Source organism: Pseudomonas marincola (assembly GCF_900116605.1).
In the GTDB taxonomy this organism is placed as follows: Bacteria; Pseudomonadota; Gammaproteobacteria; order Pseudomonadales; family Pseudomonadaceae; genus Aquipseudomonas; species Aquipseudomonas marincola.
In genome coordinates this window covers 143,061-167,728 of sequence record NZ_FPBC01000006.1, presented here as the reverse complement: position 1 = coordinate 167,728, position 24,668 = coordinate 143,061, and the positions used below count along the sequence as shown (strand labels likewise).

Annotated in this window: 19 protein-coding genes and 2 pseudogenes; 2 read left to right on the top strand and 19 right to left on the bottom strand. The window is 58.5% G+C overall.

The genetic code is table 11. The features are described 5' to 3' along the window. Positions 1-61: 61 nt before the first annotated feature. The 3 genes and pseudogenes from BM395_RS23850 to BM395_RS11755 form a co-directional block, all read right to left on the bottom strand. Positions 62-577: pseudogene (locus tag BM395_RS23850) on the bottom strand (methyl-accepting chemotaxis protein); the annotation flags it as partial. A gap of 342 nt (positions 578-919) precedes the next feature. Next, positions 920-1,885 (bottom strand): annotated as a pseudogene (locus BM395_RS23845) (PDC sensor domain-containing protein); the annotation flags it as partial. Positions 1,886-2,329: 444 nt separating this feature from the next. Continuing rightward, a complete protein-coding gene (locus tag BM395_RS11755) occupies positions 2,330-2,926 on the bottom strand; it encodes an NADPH-dependent FMN reductase (protein ID WP_090512034.1) in 597 nt (198 codons plus the stop codon). A 184-nt stretch (positions 2,927-3,110) separates the two neighbouring features. Here BM395_RS11755 and BM395_RS11750 point away from each other — a divergent pair, with 184 nt between their 5' ends. Both BM395_RS11750 and stpA read left to right on the top strand, forming a co-directional pair. Next, positions 3,111-4,430 (top strand): Na+/H+ antiporter family protein, encoded by a 1,320-nt coding sequence (locus tag BM395_RS11750; protein WP_090512031.1) that lies wholly within the window; start codon positions 3,111-3,113, stop codon positions 4,428-4,430. A 160-nt stretch (positions 4,431-4,590) separates the two neighbouring features. Further along, positions 4,591-5,862 carry a glucosylglycerol 3-phosphatase gene (gene stpA / locus BM395_RS11745; RefSeq protein ID WP_090512028.1) on the top strand — a complete coding sequence of 424 codons (1,272 nt, stop codon included), beginning with the start codon at positions 4,591-4,593 and terminating at the stop codon, positions 5,860-5,862. An 88-nt stretch (positions 5,863-5,950) separates the two neighbouring features. On the opposite strand, the gene nuoN is transcribed toward stpA, so the two are convergent. The 16 genes from nuoN to BM395_RS11665 form a co-directional block, all read right to left on the bottom strand. Further along, a complete protein-coding gene (gene nuoN, locus BM395_RS11740; RefSeq protein WP_069900249.1) occupies positions 5,951-7,414 on the bottom strand; it encodes an NADH-quinone oxidoreductase subunit NuoN in 1,464 nt (487 codons plus the stop codon). Positions 7,415-7,422: 8 nt separating this feature from the next. Continuing rightward, positions 7,423-8,952, bottom strand: coding sequence for an NADH-quinone oxidoreductase subunit M (gene nuoM / locus BM395_RS11735; RefSeq protein ID WP_069900250.1), 1,530 nt, complete (start codon positions 8,950-8,952; stop codon positions 7,423-7,425). A 15-nt stretch (positions 8,953-8,967) separates the two neighbouring features. Then, entirely contained in the window at positions 8,968-10,815 is a 1,848-nt protein-coding gene (gene nuoL, locus BM395_RS11730; protein WP_090512025.1) for an NADH-quinone oxidoreductase subunit L, read from the bottom strand. Then, positions 10,812-11,120, bottom strand: a complete 309-nt coding sequence (nuoK, locus tag BM395_RS11725; RefSeq protein WP_069900252.1) for an NADH-quinone oxidoreductase subunit NuoK — start codon at positions 11,118-11,120, stop codon at positions 10,812-10,814. Before nuoK ends, nuoL begins: the two co-directional genes overlap by 4 nt. Continuing rightward, positions 11,117-11,626, bottom strand: a complete 510-nt coding sequence (gene nuoJ, locus BM395_RS11720; RefSeq protein WP_069900253.1) for an NADH-quinone oxidoreductase subunit J — start codon at positions 11,624-11,626, stop codon at positions 11,117-11,119. The genes nuoK and nuoJ overlap by 4 nt, the downstream gene beginning before the upstream one ends. 9 nt (positions 11,627-11,635) lie before the next feature. Beyond that, the gene (nuoI, locus tag BM395_RS11715) at positions 11,636-12,184 is read right to left on the bottom strand and encodes an NADH-quinone oxidoreductase subunit NuoI (RefSeq protein ID WP_069900254.1); all 549 of its coding nucleotides are present in this window, start codon (positions 12,182-12,184) and stop codon (positions 11,636-11,638) included. 10 nt (positions 12,185-12,194) lie between these two features. Further along, a complete protein-coding gene (nuoH, locus tag BM395_RS11710) occupies positions 12,195-13,187 on the bottom strand; it encodes an NADH-quinone oxidoreductase subunit NuoH (protein ID WP_090512023.1) in 993 nt (330 codons plus the stop codon). Next, on the bottom strand, positions 13,184-15,892 hold the full coding sequence (nuoG, locus tag BM395_RS11705; protein ID WP_090512020.1) for an NADH-quinone oxidoreductase subunit NuoG: 2,709 nt from the start codon (positions 15,890-15,892) through the stop codon (positions 13,184-13,186). The genes nuoH and nuoG overlap by 4 nt, the downstream gene beginning before the upstream one ends. Positions 15,893-15,982: 90 nt before the next feature. Then, positions 15,983-17,335 carry an NADH-quinone oxidoreductase subunit NuoF gene (gene nuoF / locus BM395_RS11700; RefSeq protein WP_069900257.1) on the bottom strand — a complete coding sequence of 451 codons (1,353 nt, stop codon included), beginning with the start codon at positions 17,333-17,335 and terminating at the stop codon, positions 15,983-15,985. Next, a complete protein-coding gene (gene nuoE, locus BM395_RS11695) occupies positions 17,332-17,832 on the bottom strand; it encodes an NADH-quinone oxidoreductase subunit NuoE (RefSeq protein WP_170827757.1) in 501 nt (166 codons plus the stop codon). Before nuoE ends, nuoF begins: the two co-directional genes overlap by 4 nt. Then, entirely contained in the window at positions 17,829-19,610 is a 1,782-nt protein-coding gene (gene nuoC, locus BM395_RS11690; protein WP_090512018.1) for an NADH-quinone oxidoreductase subunit C/D, read from the bottom strand. The genes nuoE and nuoC overlap by 4 nt, the downstream gene beginning before the upstream one ends. Positions 19,611-19,666: 56 nt before the next feature. Further along, on the bottom strand, positions 19,667-20,344 hold the full coding sequence (locus tag BM395_RS11685) for a NuoB/complex I 20 kDa subunit family protein (protein ID WP_069900260.1): 678 nt from the start codon (positions 20,342-20,344) through the stop codon (positions 19,667-19,669). Positions 20,345-20,354: 10 nt separating this feature from the next. Next, entirely contained in the window at positions 20,355-20,768 is a 414-nt protein-coding gene (locus BM395_RS11680; RefSeq protein ID WP_069900261.1) for an NADH-quinone oxidoreductase subunit A, read from the bottom strand. Positions 20,769-21,059: 291 nt separating this feature from the next. Next, complete coding sequence (locus tag BM395_RS11675) at positions 21,060-22,655, bottom strand: isocitrate lyase (RefSeq protein WP_069900262.1); 1,596 nt, start codon at positions 22,653-22,655, stop codon at positions 21,060-21,062. Between the two features lie 519 nt (positions 22,656-23,174). After that, positions 23,175-23,969, bottom strand: coding sequence for a secretin N-terminal domain-containing protein (locus BM395_RS11670; protein WP_090512267.1), 795 nt, complete (start codon positions 23,967-23,969; stop codon positions 23,175-23,177). 11 nt (positions 23,970-23,980) lie between these two features. Beyond that, on the bottom strand, positions 23,981-24,619 hold the full coding sequence (locus tag BM395_RS11665) for a DUF7931 domain-containing protein (protein ID WP_090512015.1): 639 nt from the start codon (positions 24,617-24,619) through the stop codon (positions 23,981-23,983). Between the last annotated feature and the right edge of the window lie 49 nt (positions 24,620-24,668).

Sequence of the window (24,668 nt, the reverse complement as noted above, 5' to 3'; positions counted from 1 at the left end):
CCGCCCAAACAACAACGCCCGATGCACTGCACCGGGCGTTGTTGTTTGTGGCGGATCAGGTTCAGACGCGGAACTGGTCCATCAGGCCCTGTTGCTGATTGGCCAGCCGGTTGAGATTCTGGCTGACCTGCGCACTTTCGTCCGCTTGCAGGGTGATCGACTCGGTGACATCGCGAATCGAGGCCACGTTGCGGTTGATCTCTTCGGCCACCGAGCTTTGCTCTTCGGCGGCGCTGGCGATTTGCAGGTTCATGTCGGTAATCACACTCACCGCCTGACTGATGCGTTGCAGCGCGGCTACCGCTTGCTCGACCTGCAGCACGCTGCCCTGAGCCTGGCGATGGCTGCTCTGCATGGTGTTGACCACTTCACGGGTGCCGCCTTGCAGGTTCTCAATTACCTGACGAATTTCTTCGACTGAGTCCTGCGTGCGGCGCGCCAGATTGCGCACCTCATCGGCGACGACCGCAAAACCACGACCGGCTTCACCGGCGCGCGCCGCCTCGATAGCTGCGTTGAGCGCGAGCAGATTGGTTTGCTCGGCAATCGAGCGGATCACTTCCAGCACCGAACCGATTTGTTCGCTGCTGGTGGCCAGCCCCTCGACTTCTTCCATGGCCACGCTCATCTCATTGGCCAGCAACTCGATGGAGGAGGTGGTCTGGTTGATCACGCCCAGGCCCTCGTGTGTCGCCTGATCAGCACTACGGGCCGCATCAGCTGCCTGTGCTGCGCTTTGCGCGACGTCATGCGCAGTCGCACTCATTTCCTGGAAGGCTGTGGCCACCTGATCGACTTCACGGAACTGTTGCTGCATGCCCGCGCTGGTCTGGCTGGCAATCGCCGCAGACTGGTCGGCTGTGCCGCGTGCATCCACCACGCTGTGTTTCACCTCGGCGATGATCGGCTGCAACTTGTCGAGGAAACGGTTGAACCAACCCGCCAATTCACCCAGCTCATCGGCCTTGTTATAAGTCAGGCGGCGCGTCAGATCGCCTTCGCCCGAGGCAATATCCTTGAGCATGTTGGAAACGCCGCGGATCGGTTTAGTCACACCCAGCGCGGTCAGCCAGACCAGCCCCAGACCAACCAGTATCGCGACCAGACCAATCAACAGCGAAACGCTGCTGTCTGTGGTGCTACGCGAGTCGAGCTGTTGTTCCAGTTCGAGTGCTGGCGCTTGCAGCACCTTTTGCGGCACTTCAATCAGCACGCTCCAGTTGCCGGCCTCCGGGATGGGCTTGAACGGCGCAACCACGCGCAAGGAATCACCGTGGTTGAGCGTCGCGGCCTGACCGTTATTGATCAGCGGCAGCAGCTCGGCGGCTTGCTGCGGATAAGCCTCGGCAACTTTCTTGCTGAGCATGCCGGCATCTTTACTGTGCCCGGCGAGGAATGCTGACGGGCTGAAAATACTGATATTGGCGGTGCCGTCATACAGGCTTGAGCTGGCATCGGTGCTGAGTTTTTGCAGGCTGTCGAGGCTGATGTCCAGACCCATCACACCAATGACTTTGCCGTCGAGAAACAGCGGGAAAGCGATGCTGGTCATCAGCACCTGCTTGCCCGCCACATCATCAAAGTAGGGCTCAAGTACGCAGGCCTTGGCGGTGTCGCGCGGGCAGGTGTACCAGGTGTTGTAAGGTGCGCCACTGGCCCCGATTTCGGTGTTGTTGAGCTCGGTTTCAGTCATTGTGCTGGACTCAAGCTCGCCAGGCGTTGGTTGCGACCAGTACAGCGAGAAGCGGCCCTTGTCGTTGCTGCCAAGCTCAGTCTGCTCGGCAAACAGCTCATCCTTGCCATCCAATGCATTTGGTTCGAATACCAGATACAACCCCAGAATCGACGGGTTGGCTTCAAGGCTGTTGCGCACTTGGCGCGTCATGTCTTCGCGCAGGTCAAAGGCGTCGAGAAAGCGCTTGTTGGCTTGATCACGCAGAAACAGTACCTGGCGGGAAAAACCGTGGCCGTACTGATAGGCATCCATGAAGTAACGCTGAATGCGGATTGCCTGCAGTTCGGCGCGGGATTCCAGACGCTTCTCGGCGCTTTCCCTGAGCATTTCGCTGCTTGAGGTGCGGACAAATTCGGCAGTGCGATTGCTTTGCAGCATGGACGCGCTGACCAGCAGGACCACCACGGCAAACAGGCAAAGACCTGCCAGCAAGGTGATTTTCAATTGGATGGAGAGCCGACGGAACAGCATGGAGGCACCTTTGGGTTTATCTCTGGTAACCCCATCTATCGGCTAGGTATGTCTATTCTTTACAGAAAAGTGAAGCGCTACAGCGATTTACCTCACTTTTCCGTAGTTAAACCGTTGGCCCGTTCACATGCCGTTGGTGAACGCCGGGTTGGCAAAGCTGATGCTCTCGCGCACAGGCTTAAGTGCTTCGGCGTACTTGCACAGAATATCCAGTGCATAGTCGGCGCGTTGGCGGATGCGTTCGTCCGCGTCGCTGGCCGCGTGGCCCTCATTCATCAGCGCCTCGACGTTACGCACGATCAGGTGTTCGGGCAGGTAGCACAGCCGGCAATTCTTGTAGCTTGAGGCGCGCAGTTCAGCAATGGGATAGGCGCCGCCGATGCCGGACGAAACGCCAACCAGCAGGCCCGGCTTATGCGCCAATTCGGTTTTGCTGGCAAAGATGAAGAAGTTCTTGATCGCCGGGCAGGCCATGCCGTTCCACTCCGGCGCAACCACCACCAACGCATCACAGGATTGCAGGCGTTGGCTGTATTGCGGCCAAGGCCCCGGATTTTCACTTGGCCAGAGCGGCAGAGGCGTTTCTCCAAGGTCGAGCACGCTGCAGATGGGTTCGGCTGTGTGGCCGAGTTCGATCAGTCGTTGTTGCAGATGGCGGGCGACTTTTGCTGATTGGCTGTTGGCACGGCTGGAACCGGCAACCAGAACGATGTTGAGCATGACAGGTCCTTTGAGAGGTAATTCTGCAGGCTAACCAGCAATGCGCGGGCGGGCAATGGCTTGCTGCAGGTCATGGGATTAGCGATGGTGTTTTGACAGCACCGGTTGCTTGCGGCAGAGTACGCGCCTTTTTCAGCGTCGCCCGCGCGTGAATGCTGGGCTGGCGGCTATTGGGGAGCGAGTAATGAACGCAGTAATTGCAGCGGTCGGCATCATGCTGATCCTGAGCTTGTGCCGGGTGCACGTGGTTGTCGCACTTATTGTCGGCGCATTGGCCGGTGGCATGATCGGCGGGCTGGGTATCGAAGGGTCGCTGAAGGCCTTCAACGATGGCCTGGGCGGCGGTGCTACGGTTGCACTGTCCTATGCGCTGCTGGGTGCATTCGCAGTTGCCATCGCCAAGTCTGGCATGGCGCATGCGCTGGCAGATAAAGCCCTGACCATGGTCGGCAATCAAGAGCAGCAGGGCGCCGGGCCGTTGAAGTGGATTTTGCTGGCGCTGCTGCTCTGCGTGGCGATCTCTTCGCAGAACATTCTGCCGATTCACATTGCCTTCATTCCGCTGCTGGTTCCGCCGCTGTTGTATGTAATGAGCAAAATGCAGCTCGACCGTCGCCTGATCGCCTGCGTGCTCACGTTCGGTCTGGTAACGCCTTATATGTTCCTGCCGGTAGGGTTTGGCGGGATCTTCCTGAAAGAGATTCTGCTCGGTAACGTCGCCAAGGCCGGTGTCGATATCACCGGTATCAGCGTGACGCACGCCATGGCCTTGCCTGCACTGGGCATGCTCTGCGGCCTGCTGGTGGCCGTGTTGTTCAGCTACCGCAAGAAGCGCGTTTATGACCTTGAGAAAATCGAGCAGGTCGAGCGCGCAGACGTCAGCTACAACCCCAAAAGCTTACTGGTTGCTGGCGTTGCTGTAGCCGTGGCGTTCGTGGTGCAACTATGGCTCGACTCGATGATTATCGGGGCGTTGGCCGGTTTCGTGATTTTCTCTGTTTCCGGCGTGGTGCGCTGGAAAGAGGCCGATGACCTGTTCACCGAAGGCATGAAGATGATGGCCATGATCGGCTTCATCATGATCGCCGCCGCAGGTTTCGCCGAAGTGATGCGTGCCACCGGCGATGTGAAGAGTCTGGTAGACAGCGCCGCCACGCTGATCGGCAACAACAAAGCGATTGGCGCGTTGCTGATGCTGCTGGTGGGTTTGCTGGTGACCATGGGCATTGGCTCATCGTTTTCGACGGTGCCAATCATTGCCGCGATTTTCGTGCCGCTGGGCGTGCAGTTGGGTTTCAGTCCGATCGCCATTGTCTGCATCGTCGGCACCGCTGGTGCGCTGGGTGATGCCGGCTCGCCCGCGTCTGATTCGACACTGGGGCCAACCTCGGGTCTGAACATCGACGGCCAGCACAACCATATCTGGGACAGCGTGGTGCCGACCTTCCTGCACTACAACATCCCGCTGATCATCTTCGGCTGGGTCGCCGCGATGGTTCTGTAAACGCCTCCGCAGGGCGGATGAACACTCTGTTCATCCGCCTTTCGCTGCACATCTTTTCCCGTTAATCCTGCTTCTATACCGCTCAACGATCAGCACACGCCAAGACCAGCCTGCCGCTCAAAACTTGGGCGCAACCGCTCTGCGCGGTTAACATGGGTGCATGGCTGATTATCAAAAAGGGTATTCCCTCGATTCCACCGAACTGCTCGAATCGCTGCTGGCGACCGAGCAACTGCTGATTATTCAAGACCTCGACGGCGTCTGCATGCAGCTGGTTGGCGATCCGCTGACCCGCCAGATCGAACCGCGTTATATCGCTGCCGCAGCGCGCCTTGCCGGCCAATTCTATGTCCTCACCAACGGCGAGCATATCGGCAGTCGAGGCGTGAACCCGATTGTTGAAAGGGCCTGTGCCACGCCGTCTTTAGCGGCGCAGGAGGGTCTTTATCTGCCGGGTTTGGCCGCCGGCGGCGTGCAACTGCAAGACCGTTTTGGCGTTGTGACGCATCCGGGTGTATCGGACGCCGAATTAGCGTTTTTGCAGCAGGTTCCGCACAAGGCCGCAGCGTTCTTGCGAGCGCGACTCAGCAGTGCGCCATATAGCCTGGACAGCGCCACAGCCGAGCGGCTGATTGCCTCGACCGTGCTGGATAATCTGGCGTCGCCCACGGTTAACATCAATGCGTTCTACCGCCATTTTGCAGCATCAAACGGGCTTTACCGCCAGTTGCAAAATGACCTCGCCAGCTTCCTCGGCGCGCTGCACCGCGAGGCGTACGAACAGGGCCTCGAAGGCTGTTTTTTCACACACTATGCGCCCAACTCAGGCCGCGACAACCAAGGGCTTGAGCGTCTGAAACCCGCCAGTGAAGACAATGCCGGGACCACTGATTTTCAATTCATGCTCACCGGCGCGATCAAGGAAGTCGGGGTGCTGGTGATCCTTAACCATTACTACTTCAGCAAAACCGGCGAATACCCGCTAGGTGAAGACTTCAATGCGCGACAGGCCCCGCGTGATCTCGATGGCTTGCTGGCACTGGCCGGTAAGCACTTCGACCGAGCGCTGATGCCGCGCATTGTCGGGGTCGGCGATACGCTCAGTTCCAGCACCGCTGAGAATGGAGTTGAACAGCAGCGTGGTGGCAGTGATCGCGGATTCCTGAGCGTGGTGCAGGCGATGGGCGAGTCGTTCGAGCGTGATAATCAGGTGGTGTATATCGACAGCAGCGCTGGCGAGGTGAAGAGACCCGGGGTGGATGCCGCGTATTTACAGCGCTACGCGCAGCAGGCCGATCTGCAACCGTGGCCCGGGCTTGTCAACATCACCGACGCGGACGATCCGCTGCGCCTCGATGTCATCTTCGCCGGGGGTTATCAGCAGTATGTCGAGTTCTTTTGTACGTTGGCCGAGCGGCGCATGCGGCGCTGAATAGCGCGCGAGGGGATGTAACGGGGTTGGGGTTGGGGTTGGGGTTGAGGCGTGAGCCAGGATGGCCGCACGCCTCGCAACAAGCCTCTTAGCCGAGGCCCATGTTGGCTACCAGCGACAGCAACGGTTGCGGGTAAACGCCGAGAATGAACGCCAGCAAGGCGACAATCATCAGCATCATCCCGCCAGCGCGCTGGCCCCAGTCAAACGGTGCATCGTGACGACGCAGGTTCGGCTCAACCAGAAACAGGGTAACCATGACGCGCAGGTAGTAGAAAACGCCAATCGCGCTGCCCACCACCAATGCAGCCAGCAGCCACCATTGCTGCGATTGCACACCCACACCGATGATGTAGAACTTTCCGATAAAACCTGCCGTGAGCGGGATACCGGCCAGCGAGAGCATCATCACCGTCAGTACCGCTGTGAGGTACGGACGGCGCCAGAACAGCCCGCGGTATTCGTACAGCGCATCGGCATCGCGGCCGGTGAAGGGCGTCGACATCAGGGTTATCACGCCGAACGCGCCCAAGGTGGTCAGCACGTAGGTCATCAGGTACACCGAAATGGCCTCGGTGGCCAAGCCCTTGCTGGCGATCAGGGCGATCAGCAAATAGCCGAAGTGGGCGATGGATGAATAACCCAGAAGTCGCTTGATGTTGTTCTGCAACAAGGCGAGCAGGTTACCGACCAGAATCGAGGCGATGGCAATCAGGCTCAGCAGGTCGCTCATCCAGCCACCGCTGGCGGCCGGCGACATCTGATACAGACGCAGCAGCACTGCAAACACCGCCACTTTGCTGGCCGTTGCCAGGAAGGCGGCGACCGGGGCGGGCGCACCTTCGTAGACATCCGGCGTCCACAGGTGGAACGGTACGAGCGAGAGTTTGAAGGCGAGGCCAACCAACATCATGCCGAAGCCCACTTCAACAATCAGCGCAGGTGCGGTGCTGTTGGTCAGCAGCGCGGCGATGCCGTTGAAGCTGAGGCTGCCAGCTTCGGCATAGAGCAACGCCATGCCGAACAGCAAAAAGGCCGAGCCCGCCGCCGACAGCACCATGTACTTGATACCGGCTTCCAGCGAGCGCTTGTTGAAGAACGCGTACGCGATCATCCCGTAGCTGGGCACCGACAGCAGTTCCAGGCCAATGAACAGCCCCGCAAGATGCTGGGCACTGACCAGCACCAGACCGCCCGCCGCCGAGAGCAGCATCAACAGATAAAGCTCTTCGCGATTGCCCGGATAACCTTTGCCCGGCTCGTTGCCAAGGTAGGCGTGGATCAGGGTGACGCAGGCGAGCGTCGAGGCGAGTACCAGCGCCATGTAGAAGCAGGCGAACTTGTCGATCTTGAGCAGCGGCGTGACTTCGATGGGGGTAGCGCTGGCAGCAATGAACACCGAAAACAGCGCTAGATTGAGGCCAATCACCGAAATACCGAACGCCAGCGCATGGTCGCGCTTCCAGGCAATACCGAGCATCACCGCAATCAGGGTGATGCTGGTAATCAGCAGTGGTAGCAGCGCGTGGAAGTGTTGAATTGTGAGATCCATAAAACTACTTACCGAGCCAGTTCGAGTTGATTAAGGGCGTTGCTCATCCACATCTGTACGCCATGCGTACTGGCTGCGGAGGTGTCGAGCACCGGCTGCGGATACACGCCAAGCAACACCAGCAGCGCAGCCAGACCCAGCACCATACTCAATTCACGAGCTTTCAGGCCCGCCAGCGGTGCGTCGGATTTGGCCGGGCCGAAGTAGGCGCGGTGAATCATGATCAGCGAGTAGACCGAACCAAATACCAGGCCGGTGGCCGCAATCGCGGTGAGCCAGGGGGCAACTGGGAAGCTGCCGATCAGGATCAGGAACTCGCCAACAAAGTTGCCGGTGCCGGGCATACCCAGCGCGGCAGCGGCGAAGAACAGGCTGATTGCCGGAAGCCAGGGCATGCGCCCCCAGATACCGCCCATCTCGCGCATATCCCGCGTCCCGAGACGCTCATAGAGCTGGCCGCAGAGAATGAACAGGGCGGCCGCTGACAAACCGTGGGCCATCATCTGCACAACCGCGCCCTGCATGGCGATTTCGCTGCCGGAGTAGATGGCGATGAGTACAAAACCCATGTGCGAGACGCTGGAGTAGGCGATCAGGCGTTTAATGTCGGTCTGCGCGAACGACAGCAAGGCGCCGTAAATAATCGCAAATGCACCGAGCCACATGGCAATCGGCGCGAACTCGGCAGAGGCATGCGGGAACAGCGGCAAGGCAAAGCGGATTAAGCCGTAGGCTGCGGTTTTCAGCAGAATACCGGCCAGGTCAACCGAACCTGCCGTAGGTGCCTGAGCATGTGCATCTGGCAGCCAGGAGTGAAACGGCACCACCGGAAACTTGACCGCGAAGGCGATGAAGAAGCCAAGCATCAGCAGGTATTCGGTCGAACGTGACATTTGCGTTTTAAGCAGGTCGGCGTAGTTGAAGGTCAATACGCCGGTCTGGTCGAAGTGCACAAATACCAGACTGACAATTGCAATCAGCATGATCAGGCCGCTGGCTTGGGTGTAGATGAAGAACTTGGTCGCCGCGTTGATGCGGGTCTTGCCTTCGCTGCCGCTATGACCCCAGAGCGCGATAAGGAAGTACATCGGCACCAGCATCATTTCCCAGAAAAAGAAGAACAGGAACAGGTCGACGGCGAGGAATACGCCGACTACGCCGCCGAGAATCCACATCAGGTTGAGGTGGAAGAAGCCCACACGGTTTTGAATCTCGTTCCATGAACACAGCACCGAAAGCACGCCGAGCAGGCCGGTGAGGGCGACCATGAGCACAGACAAACCGTCCATAGCCAAGTGCAGGGTGATGCCCAGACGCGGGATCCATTGCACCTGAAACTCGTGAGCCCACACCGGATCACCGCCTGGCGCTGGGGCCTGGGTGAAATCGCCGGTGATCCACAGCAACAGACCAAAGCCGAACAGCAGAAGCATGGTGACGAGGGCGATCCAGCGCGGCAGCGTGTTGCTGAACCGCTCGGTTTGCCAGCACAACAGGCCGCCAATAAAGGGGATAAGGATTAGCCAGGGCAGAATCATGACTGTCGGTTTTCCTTAATTCAGTAACAACAGGGCGAGAACCAGCACAGCGCCCCCAGCGATAGACATGGCGTACCAGCGCAATTTGCCGGTGACGGTGCTGGCCAGCAGCACGTTGCACACCCGGACAAAACGCGGTACCAGCCCGATAATGCGATCGAACGGATCGCGCCGGAGCAAGTGAGTGATCAGCAGATACGGCTGCACAAAGAGTTTGTCGTACAGCCAATCGAAGCCCCATGCGGCAAACCACCAGGCCGAAAGGAAGCGACCAACCGGACTGTGGGCGATGCTGCTGACGACTTTGCGCTTGCCAAGAAACAGCATGGCCGCGAGCAGGATGCCGGCGATGGCGATCACTCCGGAGGTGATTTCGAGGCCGTGTTGCGCCTCACCGCCCGCATGCCCGACGCTCTCAGGCAACACACCCGCCAGCGGTGGGGTGATGAGTGCGCCGATGAAGGTCGACAGTACAATCAGCACCATCAGCGGCAGCGAATGGGCAATACCGTGGCCAGCGTGCGCTTCGGTCTTGGCCTCACCGTGGAACGCGATGAAGATCAGGCGGAAGGTGTAGATCGAGGTCAGGAACGCACCAACCAAACCGGCATACAGTAGATAACTGTGGCCGCTGGCGAGGGCTTCCCAGAGGATCTCATCCTTGGAATAGAAGCCGGCGGTAATCAGCGGCAGGGCGGCAAGCGCAGAACCACCGACGATAAAGCTGGCGTAGGCCAATGGCAGCTTCTTCCACAAACCGCCCATCTTGAAGATGTTCTGTTCGTGGTGACAGGCGTTGATCACCGCGCCCGAGGCGAGGAACAACAGGGCCTTAAAGAAGGCGTGGGTCATCAGGTGGAAGATCGCCGCGTCCCATGCGCCTACGCCCAGTGCGAGGAACATGTAGCCGATCTGGCTCATGGTCGAATAGGCCAGAATGCGCTTGATGTCGGTTTGCACCAACGCCGCGAAACCGGCCATGACCAGGGTCACGCCACCGACAATGCCCACCAGTTCGAGAATATCCGGTGTCAGCAGGAACAAGCCGTGGGTGCGGGCAATCAGGTAAACACCTGCCGTAACCATGGTGGCCGCGTGAATCAGCGCCGAGACCGGCGTCGGGCCGGCCATCGCATCAGCCAGCCAGGTCTGTAGCGGTAGCTGTGCGGACTTGCCGACTGCACCGCCGAGCAACATCAGGGTGGCCAGCCAGAGCCAGGTGTCTCCGGCAACATACTTCTGTGGCGCCAGCACCATCAGTTCCTGAATGTTCAAGGTGCCCAGATGCTGGAACAGAATGAACAGGCCGATGGCCATGAACACATCACCAATGCGCGTAACGATAAAGGCTTTCAGGGCCGCATTGCCGTTGGCGGTGTGCTTGTAGTAGAAGCCGATCAGCAGATACGAGCAGAGCCCCACGCCTTCCCAGCCGAAGTAGAGGAACAGCAGGTTATCGCCAAGCACCAGAAACAGCATGCTGGCGATGAACAGGTTGGTGTACGAGAAGAAGCGCGAATAGCCTTCTTCGCCGCGCATGTACCAGCTGGCGAACAGGTGAATCAGAAAACCGACGCCGGTCACGACACCGAGCATGGTCACCGACAAACCGTCCAGATACAGGGTGAAGCTCGGGGCGAAGCCGTCGACGTCCATCCACTGCCAAAGCACCTGGGTGAATACGCCATCAGCCGGCGGGTTGATGTTGAACTGCAGGATCACCCAGGCAGCCGTCAGCGCCGAAAGGCCGACGGAGCCCACGCCAATCAGCGCGGCCAGATTTTCCGAAATGCGCCCACGTGAGAACGACAGCAGCAACCAGCCGAGCAGGGGAAATACGAAGGTCAGAAATAGTAGGTTCATCCGCGCATCTCGCTTGCAGCGTCGATATCGAGGGTATTAAAGCGGCGGTACAGTTGCAGCAGAATGGCCAGGCCAATGCTGGCTTCGGCGGCTGCAAGGGTGATCACCAGAATGAACATTACCTGGCCGTCGGGCTGTGCCCAGCGGCTCCCCGCGACAATAAAGGCCAGTGCGGTGGCGTTCATCATGACTTCAAGACTCATCAGCACGAACAGGATGTTGCGCCGTACCATCAGGCCGATCAGGCCCAAGCTGAACAACAGGCCCGCGAGCGCGAGGCCATGCTCCATTGGAATTCCATTCATGGCGTCACATCCTTAGCGTCGTGGCGGCCCAAGTGGTAGGCGGCGACCAGTGCGGCAAGCAACAGCATTGAAGCCAGTTCGACCACCAGCAAATACGGGCCAAACAGACTGATACCCACGGTTTTGGCACTGACGGTAGAGCCGCCGATAGTCGTGCCGGAAGGCTCGACGAACAGTGCGTAGAGCAATTGCGCCAGCAACAGGGTCGAGAGAATTGCAGGCCCCACCCAAATACCGGGCGATAGCCATTTTTTCTCTTGCTCGACCGCATCTGGCCCGAGGTTGAGCATCATCACCACGAAGACGAACAACACCATGATGGCGCCGGCGTAGACGATTACTTCGAGCGCACCGGCAAACGGCGCACCAAGGGCAAAGAAGGTCATCGACACGGCGAGTAACGAGACGATCAGATAGAGCAGGGCATGCACCGGATTGGTATTGGTGATAACCCTGAACGTGGCAGCCACGGCAACACCCGCGGCGAAGTAGAAAGCGAATTCCATTGTTCGTCCTTAGGGCAGCAAGCCTTTCACGTTGATCGGCTCGGCTTCGTTCTGCGCAGCGCCTTTCGGCTTGCCGGCAATGGCCATGCCGGCGACGCGGTAGAAGTTGTAGTCCGGGTATTTGCCCGGGCCCGAGATCAGCAGGTCTTCTTTTTCATACACCAGGTCCTGGCGCTTGTACTCGCCCATCTCGAAATCCGGGGTCAGCTGGATCGCGGTGGTCGGGCACGCTTCTTCGCACAGGCCGCAGAAAATGCAGCGCGAGAAGTTGATGCGGAAGAAGTCCGGATACCAGCGGCCGTCTTCGGTTTCGGCTTTCTGCAGCGAGATACAACCGACCGGGCAGGCGACAGCGCACAGGTTGCAGGCTACGCAGCGTTCTTCACCGTCGGGATCGCGGGTCAGGACGATTCGACCACGGTAGCGCGGCGGCAAATAAACTGCTTCTTCAGGGTATTGCAGCGTGTCGCGTTTGCGGAAACCGTGGCTGAACACCATCACCAGGCTGCGAAGCTGGGTGTAGGTGCCGTGCACGACATCCTTGATGTAAGTAAACATATAAAGCTCCTTACTGGGCCGCGGCCAGCACGAGTGCGCCGGTCACCAGCAGGTTGATCAAGGTCAGCGGCAAGCAGAACTTCCAGCTGAATGCCATCACCTGGTCATAGCGTGGGCGCGGAATAGAGGCGCGCAGCAGAATGAACAGCATGATGAAGAAGCAGGTTTTAAGCGCGAACCAGATGAACGGAATCTGCGGCAGAATGCCGAAAGGTCCGTGCCAGCCGCCGAAGAACAGGGTTACCAGCAAGGCCGAGATGGTGACGATGCCGATGTATTCACCGACGAAAAACATGCCCCATTTCATCCCGGCGTATTCGATGTGGTAACCATCTGCCAGTTCTTGCTCGGCTTCCGGCTGGTCGAATGGATGACGGTGCGTTACCGCAACACCTGCGACGAAGAAGGTGCAGAAACCGAAGAACTGCGGAATGATGAACCACAGGTGCTGCGCTTGATAATCGACGATGTCGCGCATGTTGAACGAGCCAACCTGCGCGACGATGCCCATCAGCGACAGGGCCAGGAACACTTCATATGAAATGGTCTGGGCCGAGGCGCGCAAGCTGCCGAGCAGGGCGAACTTGTTGTTACTTGACCAGCCGGCAAACAGCACGGCGTAGACCGACAAACCGGCCATGGCGAAGAAGAACAGGATGCCGATGTTGAGATCGGCAACGCCCCAGTTCGGTGTAACCGGAATAATCGCAAAGGCCAGCAACATCGCGGCGAATGCAATCATCGGGGCGATGATGAACACCGCCTTGTCAGCGAATGGTGGCGTCCAGTCCTCTTTGAAGAACATTTTCAGCATGTCCGCGACAATTTGCAGGCTGCCGAACGGGCCAACCCGGTTCGGGCCGTAACGATCCTGCCACCAGCCGAGCAAACGCCGCTCGAAAAAGCTCAGCAGCGCGCCGCAGATAACCACCGCAAGCAGAATCACCACCGCTTTAGCCACGGCGATGATCACGTCGATCACCTCGGGAGTAAGCCAGCTCATTGCGCAGCCTCCTTCAGATCGGTGAGCACGCTACCAGCGATGGACGCCGGAATACCGGCAAGCCCGACTGGCAAGCCCGCCAAACCAATGGCCAGATCATCATTGATCTGCACAGGCAGGCGCACCGGCTGGCCGTTGATGTTCAGGCTGATCAGCGCACCATCGTTAACGCCCAGACGATCAGCTTCGGCTTTAGCCAAGGCGATATAGGCCTCTGGAATGCGCTGCTGGATCGGTTTAGCCAGCGCCGAAGTTTCATCGCTGCCAAACAGGTGATACAGCGGCACACCTTGCAAGGTGCCCGCGGGAGGATTGAACGGCGCGTTAACAGTGAACCAAGCGATTGCGTTGCCGGCAGTCTCGAGCAAACGAACACCCGGATCACCAGCGCGCAAATGACCGCCTACCTCGTCCTGGAACTTGTTCCAGGCTTGCGGCGAGTTCCAGCCCGGCGACCAGGCAAATGGAATCTGCTGACGGTCTTCCTTGCTGCCCGAGTAACCTTCCATCGAGAACGCAAAGGCCGTGTCTTTGTCTTGCGGCTGACGCGGTTCGTGCACGCTGATGTTGGCGCGCATGGCGGTACGGCCACTGTAACGATGCGGCTCGCGCGCCAGTTTCTGGCCCTTGATGCGGAACGTGGCAGCAGGCGCTGCTTCACGAATAGCGGCCAGTTGCGGATTTTTCGCGGCGCAGGCATCCGTCACTTCATCAAGCTGAGTCCAGTCGACCGGCTTTTCCAGCAAAGTGCTGTGCAGGGCATGCAGCCAGCGCCAGCCTTCACGAACCAGAATCTTATCGTCGTAGTAGCTTGGCTCAAATACCTGAAAGAAACGCTGAGCGCGGCCTTCACTGCTCACCAGCGTGCCATCGGCTTCGGCGAAGCTGGCGACCGAGAGCAACATGTGCGCCTTGTCGCTGGTGGCGGTGCGCTGGTGATCGGCAACAATCACGCTCTTCGCCGCTGCCAGTGCAGCATCGACCTTGGCAGCATCAGCGCGGCGGTAAAGATCGTTTTCCAGTACCACCACGGCATCGGCTGCGCCGGATGTCAGCGCCTGCAAGGCGTCGTCCAGCGATTTGCCGCCAAACAGAGCTAGGCCCATGCTGTTGGCTTCGGCAACCACCAGATTGATCGAGCCATTTTTCTCGCGATTTTTCAGGGCGCTGGCGATGTTGGCAGCGGCCTCGATAATCGCCCGGTTGCCCAGCGATGCACCGGAGACAATCAGCGGGCGTTTGGCAGCGAGCAGGGCATCGGCAATCTGCTTGACCAGCGCCAGTGCTTCCGGCTCCAGGGCATTAACTGCGGGGGCGCTCGGATCAATGGCGTGCGCGACGGCGAAGCCTAGGCGCGCCAGATCGTCGGGTGCGGCATGCACGCATTTCTCGGCAACGTCATCCAGGCGGGTAGCGGTTACGCTGGCGATAAACAGCGGGTGGCGTGCGTCCTGAGCGACGTTCTGCACGGCCGCCATGTGCCAGTCCTGGATTTTCATCGAAGCGGCAATTTCAGTGGCTTTGCCTTTCACGGTTTGGCGCAGGGCCAATGCCAGACGCGCTGCTGTCTGGGTCAGGTCTTCACCGAGCACGAACACGGCGTCATGGCTTTCAACATCACGCATCGACGCTACCGGCAGCGGGCCGTTTTGCAGGATGTCGCGAATCAGCTGAATATTGGCCAGCTCATCGGCAGCAATACCGCTGTAGAAATGCGCTTCACCGACCAGCTCGCTGAGGGCAAAGTTGCTTTCCAGACTGGCTCGTGGCGAGCCGATGCCGATGATGTTCTTGCCACGCAACAACTCAGCGGCTTTATCCAGCGCCGCATCAATGCCGAGTTTCAGCTTGCCGAATTGAGGCTGGCGCGGGCGGTCTTCACGGTTGACGTAGCCATAACCGAAGCGACCACGGTCGCACAGAAAGTACTGGTTTACCGAGCCGTTGAAGCGGTTTTCGATGCGCCGGATTTCACCGTAGCGCTCGCCGGGGCTGATGTTGCAGCCGCTTGCGCAGCCGTGGCAGATGCTCGGTGCAAACTGCATGTCCCACTTGCGGTTGTAGCGTTCGGAGTGGGTTTTGTCGGTGAACACGCCAGTCGGGCAGACTTCGGTGAGGTTGCCTGAAAACTCGCTTTCGAGGGTGCCGTCTTCAACGCGGCCGAAGTAGACGTTGTCGTGTGCGCCGTAGACGCCGAGGTCGGTGCCGCCCGCGTAGTCGTTGTAATAACGCACGCAGCGGTAGCAGGCGATGCAACGGTTCATTTCATGCGCAATGAACGGGCCGAGTTCCTGATTCTGGTGCGTACGCTTGGTGAAGCGATAGCGCCGCTCGTTGTGGCCGGTCATCACGGTCATGTCTTGCAGGTGGCAATGACCGCCTTCCTCGCACACCGGGCAGTCGTGCGGGTGGTTGGTCATCAGCCATTCAACAACACTGGCGCGGAACTGCTTGGCTTCTTCATCGTCGATGGAGATCCAGCTGTTGTCGGTGGCCGGTGTCATGCAGGACATGACGAGCCGGCCGCGTTTGTCGTTTTCATCGCTGTACTGCTTGACCGCGCATTGGCGGCAGGCGCCGACGCTGCCGAGCGCCGGGTGCCAGCAGAAGTAGGGGATATCGAGCCCGAGAGACAGACACGCCTGTAGCAGGTTGTCCGCACCATCGACTTCGAAATCTTTGCCGTCTACGTGGATAGTGGCCATGGTTAAGGTTTCTTCTTCCCCGCCGAAGCGGGTTTGGCTAATGGGAAAACGGTTTTCCGGGGCCAGATAAGTGGCCGCCAGATTTAATTTTTATGCGGGAGCGAATTGCCCCGTCATTGCACCTAACTGCCGCGTGTCTACACCGGCTTCGAATTCAGGGCGGAAATACTTGATCGCGCTACCCAGCGGCTCAACCGCACCTGGCGCGTGTGCACAGAAGGTTTTGCCTGGCCCCAGATGATTGACCAGCCCGAGCAGGGTTTCGATGTCTTGTGCGCTGCCTTGACCGCGCTCGAGGGCGCGAAGAATTTTTACGCTCCAGGGCAGACCATCGCGGCACGGCGTACACCAGCCGCAAGACTCGCGGGCAAAAAACTCTTCCATGTTGCGCAGCAGCGAAACCATGTTCACCGACTCATCAATGGCCAGCGCCAGGCCGGTGCCCATGCGCGTACCGACCTTGGCAATGCCGGCGGCGAACATCGGTGCGTCGAGGTGTTCTGGCAACAAGAAGCCAGTGCCTGCGCCACCTGGCTGCCAGGCTTTGAGGGTGTAACCGTCGCGCATACCGCCGGCGTAATCTTCAAACAGCTCACGCGCCGGCACGCCGAATGGCAGTTCCCAGATACCCGGGTTTTTCACCTTGCCCGAGAAACCCATGAGCTTGGTGCCCATGTCTTCCGAGCCGGGGCGGGCCAGTGATTTGTACCAGTCAACACCCTGGCCGATGATCGACGGCACGTTGCACAGGGTTTCGACGTTGTTGACGCACGTCGGCTTGCCCCACACGCCGACTGCAGCCGGGAAGGGCGGCTTGGCACGGGGATTGGCGCGACGGCCTTCGAGCGAGTTGATCAATGCGGTTTCTTCGCCGCAGATATAACGGCCGGCGCCGGTGTGCACGATAAGTTCGAAATCAAAGCCGCTGCCGAAAATATTCTTGCCGAGCAGGCCGGCTGCCTTGGCTTCTTCGATGGCGCGGCGCAAGTTGATGGCCGCATCCACGTATTCGCCGCGCAGAAATATATAGCCGCGATACGCCTTCAGCGCACGGGCGCTGATGAGCATGCCTTCAACCAGCAAGTGCGGCAGTTGCTCCATCAACATCCGGTCTTTCCAGGTGTTGGGCTCCATCTCGTCGGCGTTGCACAGCAGGTAGCGGATGTTCAGCGATTCGTCCGCTGGCATCAGGCCCCACTTAACCCCGGTCGGGAAGCCCGCACCGCCACGGCCCTTGAGGCCGGCGTTTTTGACGGTCTGGACAATGTCGGCCTGGGCCATGTCGTTAAGTGCTTTGCGTGCAGCGCTGTAACCGTTCTTGGCTTGATATTCCTCAAGCCAGACCGGTTGGCCGTCGTCACGCAGGCGCCACGTCAGCGGATGGGTTTCTTCGCTGCGGGCGATGCTGTTGGCGGGGCCGAATGAGGCGAGTAATTTGCTCATGAGTAGGCCTCCAACAGTTGCTCGACAGTGGTGGGATCGACATTACCGAAGGTGTCATCATCAACCATCATCGCCGGCGCCTTGTCGCAATTGCCCAGGCAGCACACAGGCAACAGGGTAAAGCGGCCATCGGCGGTGGTTTGCCCCGGCACAATGCCGAGCTGATCCTTGATCCGCTCCAGCACGTTCTCATGGCCGCCGATAAAGCAGGTCATGCTGTCGCATACGCGAATAATGTGACGGCCAACGGGTTGGCGGAAAATCTGACTATAGAAGGTTGCAACGCCTTCAACATCGGCAGCCGAAATGCCCAGCACCTCGCCAATCGCTTCGCTGGCGCCGTCCGGCACCCAACCACGTTGCTGCTGGACGATCTTCAGGGCTTCGATCGACGCGGCGCGCGGATCTTCATAGTGATGCATCTCGTGCTCAATGGCCGAGCGCTCGGTTTCACTCAGGGTGAAACGGTCTGTCTGAATTAATGTACTCATGATCAGCGGTCCACATCGGCCATAACGAAGTCAATACTGCCCAGATAGGCGATCAGGTCAGCCACCATGCTGCCGTTGATCACCGACGGGATTTGCTGCAGATGCGCGAAGCTCGGCGTGCGAATCCGCGTGCGGTAGCTCATGGTGCTACCGTCGCTGGTCAGGTAATAACTATTGATGCCCTTGGTCGCCTCGATCATCTGGAAGGCTTCATTGGCCGGCATTACCGGGCCCCATGAAACCTGCAGGAAGTGGGTGATCAGGGTTTCGATGTCGCGCAGGGTGCGTTCTTTCGGTGGCGGCGTGGTCAGCGGGTGGTCCGCTTTATACGGGCCTTCCGGCATGTTGCGCAGGCACTGCTCAATAATGCGCACGCTCTGGCGCATCTCTTCTACACGCACCATGCAGCGGTCATAGGCGTCGCCGTTATGCGCCAGCGGGACTTCAAACTCGAAATTCTCGTAGCCCGAGTATGGGCGCGCCTTGCGCAGGTCGAAGTCGAGGCCGGTTGAGCGCAGGCCGGAACCGGTAACGCCCCATTCCAGCGCCTCTTTGGTGTTGTACTGGGCGACGCCAATGGTGCGGCCACGCAGGATGCTGTTTTGCAGGGCGGCTTTCTCGTATTCATCGAGGCGCTTGGGCAGCCATTCGACGAACTCCTTGACCAGCTTGTCCCACCCACGCGGCAGGTCGTGCGCGACGCCGCCGATGCGATACCACGCCGGATGCATGCGGAATCCGGTGATGGCTTCGATCACCTTGTAGGCGCGCTGGCGGTCGGTAAAGGTGAAGAACACCGGCGTCATGGCGCCAACGTCTTGAATATAAGTACCGAGGAACAGCAGGTGGCTGTTTATCCGGAAAAACTCGGCCATCATCACGCGAATGAAGTCGACGCGATCCGGTACTTTGATCCCGGCCAGTTTCTCGACCGAGAGCACGTACGGCAGATTGTTCATCACGCCGCCGAGGTAGTCGATACGGTCGGTGTACGGAATGAAGCTGTGCCAGCTCTGGCGCTCGGCCATCTTCTCGGCGCCACGGTGGTGATAACCGATATCCGGTACGCAGTCGACGATCTCTTCACCATCGAGTTGCAGAATAATGCGGAACGCACCGTGCGCAGACGGGTGGTTGGGGCCGAGGTTGAGGAACATGTAGTCCTCGTGTTCGCCGCCACGTTTCATGCCCCAGTCCTCGGGACGGAAGCGCGCGGCTTCTTCTTCGAGTTCCTGCTTGGCACGATTGAGGCTGAACGGATCGAACTCAGTCGCGCGCGCCGGATAGTCCTTGCGCAGCGGATGGCCTTCCCAGGTGGGCGGCATCATGATGCGTGTGAGGTGCGGGTGGCCGGTGAAGGTGATGCCGTAAAGGTCCCAGACTTCGCGCTCATACCAGTTGGCGTTGGGCCAGATACTGATAATGCTCGGCACGTTAAGGTCGCCTTCACGCAGCGCCACCTTGATCATGATGTCGCTGTTACGCTCAATCGACATCAGGTGGTAGAACACGGTGAAGTCAGCATCCGGCAAGCCGCGTCGCTGGGTGCGCAGGCGCTCATCGACGCCGTGCAAGTCATACAGCATGACGTAAGGGCGCGGCAGATTGCGCAGGAAGGTCAGAACATTAACCAATTGCTCGCGGGCCACCCACAAAACGGGCATGCCGGTACGCGTTGTTTGTACGGTAAATACGTCAGCGCCGAAGCGCTGGTTAAGCTCGCCTATTACCGGTTGTACATCTGGCTGGTAAGGCGCAATGGACAGAATGCTGTCTGCAGTCATGATCTCGGTCGCTATGGGTGTACGGCATCAGTTGGCAGGCTAGAAACTAGCCGTGCTTACACTTCGTCTGGGCTGCGCAGGTTGGTAACCGCGATGCGCTCGGCGCGACGCTGTTCCTTCTGTACCGGCATTTCTGCGCGGTAAACACCTTGCTCACCCACGACCCAGGACAATGGCCTGCGCTCTTTGCCGATGGATTCCTGCAGTAGCATCAAGCCTTGCAGAAATGCTTCGGGGCGAGGTGGGCATCCCGGGATGTAAACGTCCACAGGGAGGAACTTGTCGACCCCCTGGACCACTGAATAAATGTCGTACATGCCGCCGGAGTTGGCGCATGAACCCATGGAAATAACCCACTTGGGTTCGAGCATCTGCTCATAGAGACGCTGGATGACGGGTGCCATCTTGATAAAGCAGGTGCCGGCAACGACCATGAAGTCGGCCTGGCGAGGAGACGCACGAATAACTTCCGCACCAAAGCGGGCTACGTCGTGCGGAGCAGTGAACGCGGTGGTCATTTCTACATAGCAGCAGGACAGGCCAAAGTTATATGGCCAGAGGGAGTTCTTGCGCCCCCAGTTGACTGCGCCACTGAGCACGTCTTCGAGCTTGCCCATGTAGACGTTCTTGTGGACCTGATCTTCTAGCAGTGGATCGGTTACGGTCTCCCGTTCACCGATCGGGTACTGCTCATTCGGAGCATCCGGATCGATCCGCGTAAGTTTATATTGCATCGCCAAAGCCTCATTGTTTTAGCTTCGCTTGCCGAGTACGACGACCTTCCGGTGCCCAATCCAGCGCACCGATACGCCATAGGTAGACAAGACCTGCCAACAGAATTGCTATAAAGACTGTAGCTTCGATTAGCCCGGCCCAGCCGCTTTCGCGCACCGAGACTGACCAAGCAAAGAGAAAGAGGGCTTCAACGTCGAAGATCACGAAGAGCATCGCGACCAGATAGAATTTTGCCGAGAGGCGCAGGCGGGCGCTGCCCGTGGGGAGCATGCCGGATTCGAAGGGTTCGTTTTTGCTGCGCCCCCAGGCTCGGCTGCCGAGCAGGCTGGAAAGGCCCAACATAAATGCAATAAGGCCAAAAACACCGAGGATGAATACTGCGAAAGCCCAGTTGTGGGAGACGCTGAGTACTGGATCGGACATGCCGCTCGAACCTCGTTTGGATTTTTTTGGTTACATAATTATTGGTTGCGAATGTTGTCACATCGGCCGGTTCAATACTAGGCAGGTTAGCGCAAATCGCAGAATTGTATTCAAAAATGGCGCAATTCTGTTCATCAGATCAGGGTAGAACGTACTGATTTGATTGGCCATTGGTGGTAGGCAATGAGTGCCAAGACTTTGGTATTGAAAACCTGAATATGACAAAGCCCAGCGATGCTGGGCTTTGTGCTCACCACGCTGGTCGCCGGTGAGGGCGACCAGAGTCAGTTCTTAGCTGAACTGGTTCATGGTGTTGTCTTTACCGCCTGCTTTCAGAGCTGCTTCGCCAGCGAAGTACTCTTTGTGTGCGTCACCGATGTCGGAACCCGACATGTTCTGGTGCTTAACACAAGCGATGCCCTGACGGATCTCTTCACGCTGAACGCCTTTGACGTAAGCCAGCATGCCTTGCTCTGCGAAGTAACCTTTTGCCAGGTTGTCGGTCGACAGCGCAGCAGTGTGGTAAGTCGGCAGGGTGATCAGGTGGTGGAAGATACCAGCCTGAGCCGAAGCGTCGCGCTGGAAGGTACGGATCTTCTCGTCTGCAACCTGAGCCAGCTCGGTGTTGTCGTAGTCGACACTCATCAGCTTGGTGCGGTCGTAGGCAGAAACGTCCTTGCCCTCAGCAGCGAATGCATCGAACACTTGCTGACGGAAGTTCAGGGTCCAGTTGAACGACGGGCTGTTGTTATAAACCAGCTTGGCGTTCGGGATGGTTTTACGGATTTCGTTAACCATGCCTGCGATCTGGCCAACGTGTGGCTTCTCGGTTTCGATCCAGAGCATGTCAGCGCCGTTCTGCAGGGACGTGATGCTGTCCAGTACGCAACGCGCTTCACCGGTGCCAGAGCGGAACTGGAACAGGTTGCTGGCGAGACGCTTAGGACGCAACAGCTTGCCGCCACGGTTGATCACTACGTCGCCGTTGCCCAAGTCTGAGGCTGCAACTTCTTCGCAATCCAGGAACGAGTTGTACTGGTCGCCCAGGTCGCCCGGCTCTTTGGTAACTGCGATTTGCTTGGTCAGGCCAGCACCCAGCGAGTCGGTACGTGCAACGATCACACCGTTGTCGATGCCCAGCTCGAGGAACGCGTAACGAACAGCGTTGATCTTGGCGATAAAGTCGGCGTGAGGAACGGTTACTTTACCGTCCTGGTGACCGCACTGCTTCTCGTCAGATACCTGGTTTTCGATCTGGATGCAGCAAGCGCCTGCTTCGATCATGCGCTTGGCCAGCAGGTAAGTGGCTTCCGGGTTACCGAAACCAGCGTCGATGTCGGCGATGATTGGCACTACGTGAGTTTCGTAGTTGTCGATCTGGTTCTGGATTTCAGCAGCCTTGGCCTTGTCGCCAGCATTGCGGGCGGTGTCCAGCGCGGTGAACAGCAGGTCCAGTTCGCGGGCATCAGCCTGGCGCAGGAAGGTGTACAGCTCTTCGATCAGGCCGGAGACCGAAGTTTTCTCGTGCATCGACTGGTCAGGCAGTGGGCCGAAGTCGGAACGCAGAGCAGCAACCATCCAACCCGACAGGTAGAGGTAGCGCTTGTTAGTGGTTTTCAGGTGCTTCTTGATCGAAATCAGCTTCTGCTGACCGATGAAACCATGCCAGCAGCCCAGCGACTGGGTGTAGACAGAGCTATCAGCATCATACTCAGCCATGTCTTTGCGCATGATGTCAGCGGTGTACTGAGCGATTTCCAGACCGGTCTTGAAACGGTTCTGGGCGCGCATACGGGCCACGGACTCCGGGTCAATTGCGCTCCAGCTGCTACCGGCGGCTTCTTTAAGTGCCGCGACGGCTTTGATGTCGTTTTGATAAGCTGACATGGTCAATCCTTCAAAGTATGTGTTTGGTTGAGCACCGGCTTTCCCACTCAACAGCTGAAACAATTCAGGCGTTGGTTGCGGGGGCTCACAACAGATAAAGAGAAAGAGACTTGCTACGAAGGCGCGCAGGAGGGGGGAGAGGCTGCCAGTGTTGCTACTTCAAGTCGCTGCTTCGAGCTGGCCGGTAAGCCTGTTCTTTGGTTGCCGTCTGACTCGTGGATGTCTTGGGCAATGCAGTTTCTAGGTGCAGCTTGCTGGTTAGTGCGTAAAACGCTTCCCCGTCCCTCAGGACAACTTCGTTCCAGTCGCAATCTCGTTGATCTGCCTTGTGGGCTTTTACAACACAGGCCGTTAACGCGGTAGGCGCTAAGCGACCCGGAGGCTCTTTCCAGAGCCCCTAATTAGCGGGAGCGAGGCCATAATGCCTCTACTAAAATGCTTCGTCAAACGTTTTGTAGTGCTTTTTTTAAACTACTACATAATTTTTTAGGCGACTGATAAGTCATCTTTGCTCACGCCTTAATCGAGCACATCGACTTTAACCTGCAGGCTCGCGTCATCCCGCCCTTGCGTGCTGTAACGCTGGGCGTAGCCCTGCTGGTTGGCCATGTTCTGCTGATTAGTCCCGCCCAGCTGAATCCATTCGCCAACCCGGCCACTGAGCCGCGTGCTGGTGGATTGCACGTCGATAACGCGACGGTCATTACTGTTTACGCGGTCCTGATTACTGCTGATGGCGAGATTGACCCGATCGCCCACCAGCGTCGCGGTGACATAGAAGCCCTGAGTGACATCACGGTACTGGGTATTGTTGTAGGGATTGCCGTATTGGTCGCGTCCGTAGGTGGTGAGCGGTACGCTCTGGCCGACCTGAATCAGCGCCGGGTAGCCTTCGGTGGCTTGCACCTGCTGGGTGCCGCCGCCGCGACTCTGGGTGCTGCGATTGATAATGCGCACCTGATCGCGGCCATTGACCTCGCCGCGGCCGATCTGCGCCTCAACGCCATTGCCGCTGATGGTGCCATTGGCCTGATAACCGTTTTGGCTCTGATAGCTCGAATCGCTGCTGGCTACGCTTATGAGCAGGCGCCGTGGCTGGGTGTCGATTTGCGCGAGCATGTTGCGCACTTCATCAATCTTGTCCGGCGAGGCGTTGATGATCAGCTGATTGCCGTAAGGGCTGACTTTACCCTGATTGCCAAGCACCGACTGCACCACTTGGATCACATCGTCAGCGGTGCGGTAGTTGAGTGTCAGTACTTCAGTATCGGCATTGCATACAGCGCTTGTAGTCAGCAATGCGGCAAACAACATGGCAGGTACTTTCACAGCAAAAAACTCCGTAAATCAGGGTCGCTGATACTGCTTTCCCAGGATTGAGTGAACAGTTCCAGGCGCTGTCGCAGCCTGGCTGGTTCGTTATACAGGGCGTAGCCGTTGTATGGGTCAGCGCCGGTGCGCAACAACACGCCGCATTCGTCGATAAGCAATGCGCAGTGGTCATCGATTGGGTAATGCGGATTAAGCTTGCGAATCTGGCAATTGCTCGGCAGGCGACGGGCCAGCGCGATCAGGCGATGACCTTCCTTGATGGCGCGGCTTGAGTCCCTGAGCAGGATGCGCAGGCGGTTGCGCGGATTGCCCAGCAAAAATGCCCGCAGGGCTTGTTCGATGGCGCTGTGGTTGTAAAGCCACGGCTCAAAATCAGGGCTGTACAGGTTGACGCTGTGGCGGGCTTGCTGAAGCATTGCCAGGGTGTGGGCGCGCGCTTGGTCCGGATGGTTAAAGCGCTGCAGCGGGGCATCTTCACCCAGCTTGAAGGGCGCAGGTTCGGGCTGCTGCAAGGTGGGTTCCGCATTTTGCGGGTTGAGCACGGGAAAACGCCCCAAAGACTCGAACTCGATATCCGCAAGGGCCGGGGGCGATTGCTGAGTGTCGTCTTGTGGGGCGTCTTTATCGTTCATGCGGGCCTCGAATAACCTGTGCCACTGTCGCTGCCAAGGGGCTGGACAG